The following is a 12,096-nucleotide window of genomic DNA, read 5'->3' as shown; positions in this document are numbered from 1 at the left end:
CCAGCGCCGTGAATCGTGCCGGCGCTCGTCACTGGTTCCGCGGAGACCCAGGCCCCTCACAACCGGACCTGGCTGCAAGGACGGGTTCCTCAGCCGCTGAAACGCGGCCGTAGCGCAGGAATAGAGCGGGCAGCAGGAAGAGGTTCAGCACGGTGGATGTGAACAGTCCGCCGAGAATGACCACCGCCATTGGATGCTCGACTTCCTGGCCGGAGCGGCTGCCGCCGGCCACGATCGGAACGAGCGCGAGCCCGGTCGCGAGCGCCGTCATCAGGATCGGCGCCAGCCGCTCTTCCGCGCCGCGCAGCACCAGCTGCCGCCCGAACGGGACCCCTTCCTCCTCCTGCAGGTGCCGATAGTGGCTGACCAGCATGATGCCGTTGCGCGCCGCGATACCGAGCACGGTGACGAATCCGACCAGCGATCCCAGCGAGAGCACGCCGCCTGACAGAAACGCCGCCGCGACGCCGCCGATCAGCGCGAACGGCAGCGTCAGCGCCACGAGCGCGACGAGGCGTCCCGATCCGAAATCCGCGTGGAGCACCAGCAGGATGCCGAGCAGCGACAGAAGACCCAGCATCAGCAGGCGCCGCTGCGAGGCTTCACGCGCGGCGAATTCCCCGAGGACCTCCGCGTGATACCCGGCTTTGAACGGGACGTGCGCCAGCGCCGCCTGGATGTCGCGGGCCACCGCGCCGAGGTCGCGTCCCTTCACGTTCGTCGTCACGTCGATGCGCCGCGACCCGCCTTCGCGCGTGATCTCGTTGGGCGTCGGCGTGAGCGACACCTCGGCGACCGCGTCCAGGGGCACGTAGCCGCCGGCGACGGTTTCGACCGGCAGCCGCTTGATGGCAAAGAGGTCCGAGCGGACCGCCGGCACGCCGCGCACGACGACGTCGAAGATCATCTGCTGGTCGTAGATCTCGCCGACCTTCGTTCCCTGGAGCACGGTTGCGACGGTCTCCCGCACCCGCTGCGGCGTGACGCCGGCAATCCGGGCGCGATCGGGCTGCAGCCGCACGAGCACCTGCGGCACCAGCGTCAACTGCTGCTGCGTCAGATCGGCGACGCCGTCGATGCCGGACAACGCCTGCCGCACCTCGCCCGCCCGGACACCCAGTTCGCCGAGATCGGGACCGAAGATGCGCACGACGATGGTCGCGCTCGACCCGGTCAGGACTTCCTTGATGCGCTCGCGCAGATACGTCAGCAGATCCCGGGTCAGCCCGGGATAGCCGTCGACGACCGCCTGGATCTTCGCCACCGTCGCCTCGTAATCGACGCTGCGATCGAGGCTGATCCACAGTTCCGTGAAGTTGATGCCGACGACTTCGTCCGCGACTTCGGCGCGGCCGATGTGCGAACCGAAATTGCGCACGCCCGGGATCGCGCGCAGCTCCTGGCTCGCGCGCACCGTGATCCGGCGCATCGCGTCGAGCGACGTTGCCGGTTTCTCGACCCAGTGCATCAGGAAGTCATATTCCTTGAAGTGCGGCAGGAACTCTTCGCCGAGCCACGGGAACGCCGCCGCGCTCGCCAGCAGCGCGGCCGCGATGATGGCGATCGCCCGCCGCGGCGCGTCGATGAGCGACGGCAGGATTCGCCGGTAGCGCGCCTTCAGCCAGGTCACCGCCGGCGCCTCGCGCGCGTGCAGGTGTTTCGGCAGCAGCATCAGCGCCATCGCCGGAGTGACCGTCAGGGCCACCGCCAGGGAGGCCAGGATCGCGAGCACGTACGACAGCGCAAGCGGCCGGAAGAACGACCCGGCGAGCCCTTCGAGCAGGAACACGGGAATGAACACCAGCACCACGATCATGCTGCCGTAGACCACGGCGCTGCGGACTTCGATCGAGGCGTCCAGCACGACGCGCGACGCCGGCTGCGGGTTCGGCAGCGCGGCGTTCAGCCGGAGGCGCCGGACGATGTTCTCCACATCGATGATCGCGTCGTCCACGACTTCACCCAGCGCGATGATCAGGCCGGCGATGACCATCGTATCGAGCGTGCCGCCCCGGTAGCGGAGGAGCAGTGCCGCGGTGATCAGCGACAACGGAATGGCGACGATGCTGATGAGCGCCGTGCGCCAGTCGTAGAGGAACACGGCGAGGACGACGACCACCAGAAGGCAGCCGAGGAGCAGCGCCTGATTGAGATGGCGCAGCGACAGCTCGATGAATGTCGCCGGGCGGAAGATCGTCGGATCGACTTCGACGTCCGGCAGGGCCGGCGTGAGCGCCGCCAGCGCCGCTTCGACGTCGCGCGACACTTGCAGCGTATTGCCGTCGGGGTGCTTCTCGACAATCAGCAGCAGACCGGGCACGTCGTTGACGATCGCGTCGCCGATCGGCGGGGGGAAGCCCTCGACGACGTCAGCGACGTCGCCGACGCGCAGCCCGCCGGGGCCCGCCGTCGCGCTGCCGGGCCTGGCGACGAGAATCTGCCGCAGGTCGGCGACGCTCGATACCGCGGGCGCGTGCGCGACCGCCAGCCGCTGCTGTGCGGTCTCGAGGAAGCCGCCGGAGGCGGTGGACGTGCCTTCGCGCGCGGCAGTGACAATCTCGGCCAGCGAAACGTTGCTTGCCCGCAGGCGCGCCGGATCGACGAGCACCTGCAGCTGTCGATCGCGCTGACCCCAGATCGCCACGTTGGCCACCCCGGGGATGGACATCAGCCGCGGCCTCACCGTCCACTTGGCGAGCGTCGTCAGTTCGACCTGCGACAGCTTCTTCGAGGTGAGGCCGATCTTCATCACCCGGCTGAGCGAGGACAGCGGCGAGAGGATCACCGGCGGATGGGCCGCCGCGGGCAGCGCGGCGGCGATGCGCAGCAAGCGCTCCTGCACCAGCTGCCGGGCCTCCAGCAGCTTGGTGCCCTCCGTGAAGATCAGCACCACGGAGGAGAGCCCGAGCACCGACTTCGACCGCAGCGTCCTGAGATCGGCCACGCCGTTCATGGCGGTCTCGATCGGCGCGCTGACGAGGCTCTCGACTTCCGCGGAGGAGAGCCCGGGGGCTTCGGTCTGGATCTCGACCAGCGGCGGCGCGAACTCGGGGAAGACGTCGAGCGGTGTGTCGCGGGCCGCCTGCGCCCCGGCGACGATGAGCACCACGGCGAGCGCGACGATGACGAGACGGAGACGCAGAGCGGTGTGGACGATCCAGCGCATCGATCGATTCGGCTACTTGCCGACCCCGAATTCGACGCCGAAGAGTTCCGCGGCGCCGTCGGTGACCACGCGGGCGCCGATCGGCGGGCCGGCGCCGAGCAGCGCCAGGCCGCCGCTGATGTCGCTGACGACGACGCGCACCCGTGCGTAGACGTGAGGCTCGCGCGCGACATACACCCAGGTGCCTCCGTACGCGTCGTGCAGCAGCGCGGCCGCCGGCACGACGAGGCCCGTCGTCGTGTCGAGGCGCGTGAGACGCACCGCGACGCGCTCGCCGGGGCGGAAGCGGCGGCCGGGTGGCGTGTTGGTCATCGAGAAATACAGATCGACTTCGGCGGTCCTCGGGTTTGCCGACGGCGGCGCCGGCATCGGGCGGGCCGCGAAGCCTTCCGCATCGGGCGGCTCGCCGAGCGGCAGCACCCGGGCCGGCGCGTTCGGGTCGATGGCGCGGATCTCGCCGGCATAGACCGGCACGCGGACCCAGACCGAGTCCATGGCGACGAGATCGACGAGCGGCGCCGACGCGGCAACGGTCTGCCCCTCGCGGACGTGGACCGCCTGGATCACGCCGCGCTGCGGAGCTTCCAGACGGATGCCGGCGTCCGTCGTTCCGCTCCGCGTCGTCAGCGTGCGCCGATCGACCGCGGCTTTCAGTTCCGCTTCGGCGACCGAGAGCGCCTCTTGCGCTTCTTCGAGCTGCCGGCGGCTCGCCGCCCCGTCCTCGAGCAGCTGCTCGGTCCGCTGCACCCGTTTCGCCGCCGTGTCCCGCCGCGCCGTGGCGGTGTCGACCGCCTGTTGACTGATTACCGGCGCGTCACGTTCGCTCGCCGAGAGCGGCATGAGGCGGAAGAGGAGCTGCCCTTTCGTCACGGCCGCGCCGGCGATCGGCATCCCGGCCGGCGCGTGCAGCAGCCCGGCGGAGGGAGCGGTGATGACGACGGCGTTGCCGGACGGCGCCTCGATCTCGCCGCCGAGGCTGCGCGTGCCGGCGACGGCCTTGCGTTCGACCGCCACGGTCACGATGCCGAGCCGCTTCTCCGCGTCGGGTGCGAGCTTGACCGACGTCAGCTCCGCTTCCTTCGCCGGCGCCGTGACGGTCGCCGGTTTCGCCGCGGCCGGCGCCGCCGGAGGGGGCCCGCCGCTGCAGCCGCCGGCGAGCGCCGCCAGCGCAGTCACGGCGGCGGCGCGCCGCAATCGGCTCGGGACACTACCGTTCATTTTGTCCTCGCGCGGCGCAGGGCCGCCCCACCGCTCGTTCGACGCGGGCCGTGGCCCGTGCCAGATCGGCGTCGATGTCCCTTGCGCGCAGCCGCGCGTCGGTGAGCCGGCGCGCCGTCTCGAGCACGAACAGGCTGGAGACGTCTCCGGCTTCGAACGCGCGGCGCGCGAGGCGCACCTGATCCTCGAGCGGCGCGACCACCGCCTGCTGCCACGCCGTCCGCGCCGAGCGCGCGTGCGCGGCGAGAGTCAGCGCTTCCACGAGCTCGGTCGTGACCCGCTGCCGCACCGCCACGTAGGCGAGACTGGCGCGTTCCATCTCCGCCGCGGCGCGCGCCCGGTTCCCCTGGTTGCGGTCGAACACCGGCAGCGCGACATCAAGTCCGGGTCCGGCCTCGAATCCTTCGCGGCCGGCGCCGTTGGCGTCGAGGACGGCGGTGAGCGTGGCCACGCGCGCCTTTTCCCAGCCGAGACGCGCGCCCGCTGCTTCGATGGCGATCTCGGCGGCGCGGACCTCGGGTCGCGACGCCAGCGCGTCGCGGGTGAGTCGTTCGAGCAGGCCCGGACGGTCGCCGCAGCGGTCGTCCGCCGGCAGGGTGCCGGCACGGCTCTGCGGCACGGTCAGCGCCGCCCCCGCCGGATCCATCGCCAGACCGAGGCGCGCGCGCAGCGCGTTGGCGCGCACCGCGACATCGTACGTGGCGCGCTCGGCCTCCTGCCGGGCGCGCGCGGCGTCGACCCGCGCGGTCTGTGCCTCCAGCTCGCTGATGTCGCCCGCCCGAAGCCGGCTGTCGGCGATGGCGCGAATCGCCTCGAACTCGGTGGCGGCGGTCGCCGCGAGATCGGCGCGCGCCTGCGCCAGCGCGAGGTCCGCGTGGGCGATCTCGACGTCCGCCACGAGATTGAGCCCGTACTGCTCGAGGCCCTTGGCAGCCCGTTCGAATGCCAGCCGGGCGGCCGCCACCCGCCGCGGCCGCTCCCACAACACCTCGATCGGCAGACGAAGCGTCCCCTCGAACTGCTTCGGGCCCACCGGAAAGAGGAGCGACAGCACCGGGTTTCTGAGCAGGCCCGCCTCGAGCAAATCCGCGCGCGCGAAGCCGAGGTCGGCCAGCTGAAGGCGGAAGTCCGCGTTGTTCCAGAGCGCGATCGCGACCGCCTCGTCGGGAGACAGGCCGTCGGCCAGTGATACGCCGGCGGGGATCGAGACAGCCGTGTCGCCCGCCGATCGACTGGCGACGGAAAGCTGCGCAGGCAGCTGCGCGGCGGGCGGCGATGCCGTTGCGCATCCGGCCAATGCGGCCATCACGAGGACCACGGGCGCACGCATCGCGCGTAACTTGTACACACACACTCCCTGGCCCGCAACCGACCCCGGCATGACAATTCGGTGACACACTCGCCGGACGCAGTTCGTGTACGTTCGAGGGACGGGTGCAGGGGCAGGCGGCGTATGGTTTCCCGGATGCCGCGCTCCGGTTTGTTGAATCCGGCGACAGTCTCGGCGCCGCGACTCGTACCGCCGGGCCATGGCCGAGTTTGAGCGATCCCGGACGCGCCAGCCCCTGTCACGCTGCGCGGTCGTTTCGTCACAAAACGCGGCGCAGACGGGACGCGGCGGACCGTCCCCCGCGTTCGCGGCACTTCGCTTGCTCATCGAAGGGCACGGCGGGCCTGCAGGCGGCGTCCGCACATTGGAGGCGAATCAGATGAAGAAGGCCATGTTGGTGCTGGCCCTGGTCCTCGCGGTGGTCGGACCGGCTCGCGCGCAGGTGTTCACGGGGCGCATCGACGTCACGATCACGGACAGCAGCGGCGCCGTCCTGCCGGGCGTCGCCGTCGACGTGACCGGGCCGCAGACCCAGTCCGCCGTCACCGATGCGCAAGGGCAGGCGCACCTGCTCAACCTCATCTCCGGCACCTACCAGCTGCGGGCAAAGCTTCAGGGATTCGCCGACTATCTGAATCGCGCGCTGCCGGTCAGCGCCGGGAGCGCGATCCCGCTCAGGATCACGCTGCTCGTGCAGGGGGTGCAGGAACAGGTGCAGGTCTCCGTCGACGTGCCGATCATCGAGCCGACGCGACAGGCGATCTCGACCAGCGTCAGCAGCCAGGAGCTGCAGAACATTCCGTCCGCGCGCGATCCCTGGGTGGTGCTGCAGACGATTCCGGGCGTCATCGTCGATCGCGTGAACGTCGGCGGATCCGAGTCGGGGCAGCAGTCGAATTACATCGCGAAGGGGGCGACGGCGGGGGACAACACCTGGTACATGGACGGGATCCCGATCACGGACATGACCGCTCTGGGCTCCTCCCCGAGCTATTACGACTTCGACATGTTCCAGGAGATGCAGGTCACGACGGGGGGCAGCGACGCGCGCCAGGCGACGCCCGGCGTGCAGATGAACGTCGTGCTCAAGTCCGGGTCGAACACGGTACACGGGTCGGCGCGAACCTATTACGAGAACAAGGACCTGCAGGGCAACAACCTGCCGCAGGAGCTCGTCGAGGCGCTCGGCGGGGTCAGCGGGAAGGGGAACCGCATGACCAAGTATGCCGACTACGGCGGCGAGGCCGGCGGGCCGCTCGTCCGCGATCGCTGGTGGGCGTGGGGCTCGTACGGGCGCACCGACGTCGACATCCAGACGCTGGACGGCTTCCCCGACAAGACGACGCTCGAGGACGTCGGCGCCAAGACGCAGTACGCCTTCAGCGGCGCGTGGCGCGGCAACTTCACGTTCTTCTCGGGCAACAAGAAGAAGGACGGCCGCGGCGCCGGTCCGTTCAACCCGCCGGAGACGACCTTCATCCAGGACGGTCCGTCGAAGATGTACAAGGGCGAGGTGAGCGGCACGATCGGCAGCACGCTGTTCGTGACCGCGCGCGGCGCGCACGTGAACGGTCCGTTCACGCTGACACCGAAAGGCGGCCTCGACAACGGCCAGGTGTTCATCGACGCCGACGGCGTGTACCACAACAGCAACGTGTTCAGCGACAACGATCGGCCGCAGATCGTGTTCAACGGCGACGCGAACTGGTTCCGCGGCCGGCACGAGCTGCGCGCCGGCGCGTCGGCGCGCCGCTACACGGACGATCAGACGACGCGCTACGCCGGCGATTTCCTCGACATCCAGCTCGACGCCGCCGGCACGACGCTCGCCATCCCGATCCGCCCGTACCATCAGGTGAATCGCGCGTTCTACACCTCCGTCTACGCCGGCGACACCGTGACGCTGGATCGCCTGACGCTGAACGGCTCGCTGCGCTTCGATCGCGCGACCAGTTCGGTCGATGCGATCACCGTCGAGGCGCATCCGGTGGTGCCGGCGGTGCTGCCCGGCGTGAGCGCGCCCGCGGTCAAGAACGCGGTGGTGTGGAACACGCTGTCGCCGCGCGCCGGCCTGGCCTACGCGCTGGGCGCGGAGCGCAAGACGGTTGCCCGCGCCAGCTACTCGGCGTACGCCAGCCAGCTCGCCGCGCCGGTGGCGGGGAACATCTCGTCCGCGAGCTTCGCCTACGCCTACTATCTCGCCGTCGACCGCAACCGCAACTTCAACATCGAGCCGGGCGAGCTCGGCCCGTTCCTGTTCGCCAAGAACATCGACCCGTCGAACCCGGCGAGAGTCGTGAACCGGATCGCGGACGACTACAGCGCGCCGCGGACGCACGAAGTGGTGTTCGGCGTCGATCGGGAGCTGTTCCCCGGCTTCGCCATGTCGGCGGCCTATACCTGGCGCCGCTACGTGAACCAGTGGTGGAACCAGGCGCCGCCGATCGGCGCGACCTCGGCCGATTACGTCGAGGACGGCCGCCTGACCGGCACGCTGCCGGACGGGACGCCGTACGACGTGCCGTATTACGCGCTGCGCGAGGACCGGGCTCCCGACGGCGCCGGCACGCTGACGGCGAACCGGAAGGGGTATCACCGCGCCTACAACGGGCTCGAGCTCGCCGCGACCAAGCGGCTGCGCAACAACTGGATGGCGCGGTTCGGCTTCTCGTGGAACCGCTCGCGCGAGTACTTCGACGACCCGGCGACGGCGATCGTCGATCCGACGCCGCTGACCAACGATCCGCAGGTCAACGGCGGGCTGGTGACCGTGCCGACGGCGGGCAGCGGCAAGTCGCAGATCTACATGACGCTCCCGAGCTACCAGTTCGTCGCCAACGGCTACTACCAGTGGCGATGGGGCATCAACGTCGGCGGCAACTTCCTGCTGCGCCAGGGCTTCGCCCAGATGTTCTACTCGAACGACGTCGGCACCAACGATCCGGTGTATTCGACCAAGGACGTGCTGGTCAACGCCGGCAGCATCGGCAAGCACCGCCTGCCGACGCTGAAGTCGCTCGACGCGCGCCTCGAGAAGATGTTCACCTTCGGCCGCGGCAGCGTCGCGCTCGACGTCGACATCTTCAACGTGTTCAACCACGGCTTCGTGCTCGGCCGGATCTACGACGTCTCGGCGTCGAACTTCAACCGGGTCGCCGAAGTGATGAACCCGCGGATCGTCAGGTTCGGCGTCCGCGTGCAGTTCTGAGACCGGTAACCGGTTACCGGTTACCGGTTACCGGATCAGAACGTGATACGAGCACCCAGCTGCATCTGCCGCGCGGACGTCACGGTGGCTCGAATGCGCCCGAAGCTGGCGAGCGGCGCTTCGTTCGCGGCCGCGCCGGCGAAGGCAATCAGCGTCGGATTGCCGAAGTTGGCGCGGTTGAAGAGATTGAAGACCTCGAGCCGCAGCTCGACGCGGGCCCCGCCGCCGACGCCGAGCCGCCGGACCGCGGCGATGTCCACCGTCCGGAGATCCGGGCCGCGGAACGCGCCGCGCGGACTGTTGCCCAGCGTCCCCTGCGGCTGCAGCACGAACGCCGACGGATCGAACCACTGGTCGGGCCGTCCGAGCACCGCGCTGCCCGCGGATCGTCCGGGCGCGAGGTCGGGACGATCGAGGCCCGACGTCGGGGAGATGGACGGCGACCACTGCGATCGCGACCAGTTGTTCTGGACGAACACCGTCAGCGGCTGACCGCTGCGGAACGTGCCGATCGCCGACACTTGCCACCCGTCCAGCAGCGCCCGCGCCGCGCCGCTGAGATCCCGCGCGAACGGGACGTCCCACGTCATGTTGACCACGAGCGTGTGCGGCGTGTCCCAGTCGGCCGGCCCCTGGTTGTAGCCGGCGATCACTTCCGGAAACGCGACCGTCGTCCCGTTGGTCGAGTCGGAGAAGAACGTCGAGGCCTGCGTGGTGTCTTCGGTCCGCGACCACGTGTACGAGGACTGCAGCGACAGCCCGGCCTGCCACGTGCGGCGCAGCTCGACGATCAGCGCGCGATACCACGAGTCGCCGTCGCTGCTCTTCAGCTCGATGGTGCCGAAGTTCCGGTTCGGCCGCAGCAGCCCGGCGGCGAAGAACGGGCGGCCGTCCGCCGTCGCCGACGGCGCCGGGATGTTGACGTCGGTGTTGCGATACAGGTGGGTGCCGCGTGATCCGGCGTAGCCGATGGTGGCGATGACCGCGCCGGGGAGCGCACGCTGCGCGCTCACGTTCCACACGTGCAGCCGCGGACTCTGCAGATCCCACTGCATCGGCCGGATCGTGTTGCCGATGCCGCGATCGAACGGAGGAGAGGGGAACGACGGGGCGCCGATGACGAACCGCGGCGTCGACGGCGGATTCGTCACCGTCACGATCAGGTTCTGCTGCACGGTCGTTCCGAAGTAAAGGCCGTACCCGCCGCGGACCGACGTGGATCCGTCGCCGAAGACGTCCCACGCCGCGCCGGCGCGCGGTGAGAGGTTCGCACGCCCGGGGCCCTCGTAGAGACGGCCGACCGTCGGGGCGGCATCCGAGAGCCGGACCAGCGCGGAATCCCGCCCTGCGGTGTCGATCGGCATCGTCGTCGTTTCGTAGCGCAGCCCCGCGTTCAGCGTGAGGCGGCGGTTCACCGACATCGTGTCCTGCACGTAGCCGCCGAACAGCGTCCACGGCCAGTCGCGATCGATGTCTCCCTGGGGCGACAGGCCGACGAAACGGGTGGCGCGATTCTCGAGGAACGCGCGGACGTTCGCGAAGGTGTAGATCCCGAGGCTGAAGGTCGGGTTGGTCATGAAGTCGCGGTAGCGCTCGACCAGCGCGCCGGCCTTGAACAGGTGGCGGCCGCGCGTGTGCGTCACGTCGTACTGGCCGCTGTACACGTTCTGCGCGAGGCGGAGATTCGCCGAGCTCTGCGGGCCGAAGCGCTGCATGCCGCCGATGTCGATGTCGCCGACGAGGCCGCGGCCGGCGACGAACGGCGGCAGCGGCGACGCCAGATTGGCTTCGACGTTCTGCCCGACCCGCGTGCGGCTGTACCCGAAGCGCGCCGTCTGCAGCGTCCGCTCGGACCGCACGTTGCGGTATTCGGCGGTGAAGAACTGGTTGGTCGAGATGAACGAGCGCGGGAACGCCGGATAGTCCGTGGGCAGCCGCTGCTCGCCGTCGTCGTAGGTGTGGCGCGCGAAGAACTGGTGCGCCGGTCCCGCCTGGTAGTCGACGCGCCCCTGCAGGAACGTCTGATCCAGCTTCTGCTCGAACCCGAAGGTGTGCGGGGCGAGGCCGCCGCCGATCGGCGTCCCCGTCGGTTGCGGAATGGCGTTGAGATAGGGGCGGACGACGTCGCTGATCGCGACCGGACCGTCCGGCAGGATGCCGTTGCGCGCGTTGAGGTCGGGCACGAAGCTGCTGATCGTCTTGCCGAGCCGCTCGCGCAGCCCTTCGTAGGCGGCGAAATAGAACAGCCGATCCTCCTGCAGCGGACCGCCGAGGGAGGCGCCGAACTGGTTGCGCGTGAAGTCCGGCTTGCCGGCCACGTCGAAGTAGTTGCGCGCGTCGAGCGCGTCGTTGCGATGGAACTCGAACGCGCTGCCGCGCAACGTATTCGTGCCCGACTTGGTCAGGACGTTGATCTGGCCGCCGTAGTTGCGCCCGAACTCCGCGCTGTAGGCGTTGGACTCGACGCGGAACTCGCGGATCGCTTCCAGGCCGAGCGTGGTCCCCGCCGCGCTGCCCGCCGGTCCGTTGGTGAAGTCGTTCTGCAGCGTGCCGTCGAGCAGGTACACGTTCGATCGGTAATCCTGGCCGTTCACGCTCATCCCGAGCCCGTGCGCGACGACGGATCCGCCGTCGCGGGACGGATAGGCGAGCACCCCGGGCTGGAGGAGCGCCAGATCGGTGAAATTGCGTCCGTTCAGCGGCAGCGTTTCGATCGCCTGCTCGCCGACGAGAAAGCTCAGCTCGGAGGTGGCCGTGTTCACCGCCGATGCGCCGCCGGAGACGGTCACCGCCTGTTCCACCCCGCCCACTTCCATGACGAGCGGCACCGTCAGCGACTGTGCGACGGTGACCGTCAGCCCCTGGCGGACGACAGGGCGGAAGCCGGAGAGTTCGGCGCGAAGGTCGTAGGCGCCGGCAGGGATGCCGGCAAACACGAAACGGCCCTCGGGCGTGCTGGTCGCGGCCCGGGTCAGTCCGGTGCCGGTATTGCGCAGGGTCAGCGCGACGCCGGGGAGGGCGCCGCCGGATGTATCGGTAATCGTACCCGTGAGGGTGGCGGAGGTCTGGGCGAGCGCCGGCGCCGCGCCGAAGACGACGAGGCAGAGTGAAAGCAAGGCAATCATGTGGGATCCCTTACATTGTAGTGCTGAGAAACGGCCGGCCGGCCGAAGG

General features: G+C 69.8%; 5 protein-coding genes. 1 reads left to right on the top strand and 4 read right to left on the bottom strand.

Annotated elements, in window-relative coordinates; genetic code table 11:
* Window positions 1-28: 28 nt before the first annotated feature.
* Genes VFK57_17735 through VFK57_17725 form a run of 3 tightly spaced genes read right to left on the bottom strand, consistent with a single transcriptional unit; the run spans window position 29 to window position 5,732 of the window.
* Window positions 29-3,166 carry an efflux RND transporter permease subunit gene (locus tag VFK57_17735; protein HET7697563.1) on the bottom strand — a complete coding sequence of 1,046 codons (3,138 nt, stop codon included), beginning with the start codon at window positions 3,164-3,166 and terminating at the stop codon, window positions 29-31.
* 12 nt (window positions 3,167-3,178) lie between these two features.
* Entirely contained in the window at window positions 3,179-4,384 is a 1,206-nt protein-coding gene (locus tag VFK57_17730; protein HET7697562.1) for an efflux RND transporter periplasmic adaptor subunit, read from the bottom strand.
* Window positions 4,374-5,732 carry a TolC family protein gene (locus VFK57_17725; protein HET7697561.1) on the bottom strand — a complete coding sequence of 453 codons (1,359 nt, stop codon included), beginning with the start codon at window positions 5,730-5,732 and terminating at the stop codon, window positions 4,374-4,376. Before VFK57_17725 ends, VFK57_17730 begins: the two co-directional genes overlap by 11 nt.
* Before the next feature lie 361 nt (window positions 5,733-6,093).
* On the opposite strand from VFK57_17725, the gene VFK57_17720 reads away from it, so the two are divergent.
* On the top strand, window positions 6,094-8,922 hold the full coding sequence (locus VFK57_17720) for a TonB-dependent receptor (GenBank protein HET7697560.1): 2,829 nt from the start codon (window positions 6,094-6,096) through the stop codon (window positions 8,920-8,922).
* 35 nt (window positions 8,923-8,957) lie between these two features.
* Here VFK57_17720 and VFK57_17715 read toward each other — a convergent pair whose 3' ends face one another.
* Window positions 8,958-12,047: a carboxypeptidase regulatory-like domain-containing protein gene (locus tag VFK57_17715; GenBank protein ID HET7697559.1), complete on the bottom strand. Its 3,090-nt coding sequence runs from the start codon at window positions 12,045-12,047 to the stop codon at window positions 8,958-8,960.
* Between the last annotated feature and the right edge of the window lie 49 nt (window positions 12,048-12,096).

Source organism: Vicinamibacterales bacterium, from assembly GCA_035699745.1.
Lineage (GTDB): Bacteria > Acidobacteriota > Vicinamibacteria > Vicinamibacterales > 2-12-FULL-66-21 > JAICSD01.
This window is presented reverse-complemented; position numbering and strand designations above follow the sequence as displayed.

Excerpts from the sequence above, each read along its gene's own strand:
- VFK57_17735 (HET7697563.1), bottom strand. The coding sequence starts at position 3,166 with ATGCGCTGGATCGTCCACACCGCTCTGCGTCTCCGTCTCGTCATCGTC.
- VFK57_17730 (HET7697562.1), bottom strand. The coding sequence starts at position 4,384 with ATGAACGGTAGTGTCCCGAGCCGATTGCGGCGCGCCGCCGCCGTGACT.
- VFK57_17720 (HET7697560.1), top strand. The coding sequence starts at position 6,094 with ATGAAGAAGGCCATGTTGGTGCTGGCCCTGGTCCTCGCGGTGGTCGGA.
- VFK57_17715 (HET7697559.1), bottom strand. The coding sequence starts at position 12,047 with ATGATTGCCTTGCTTTCACTCTGCCTCGTCGTCTTCGGCGCGGCGCCG.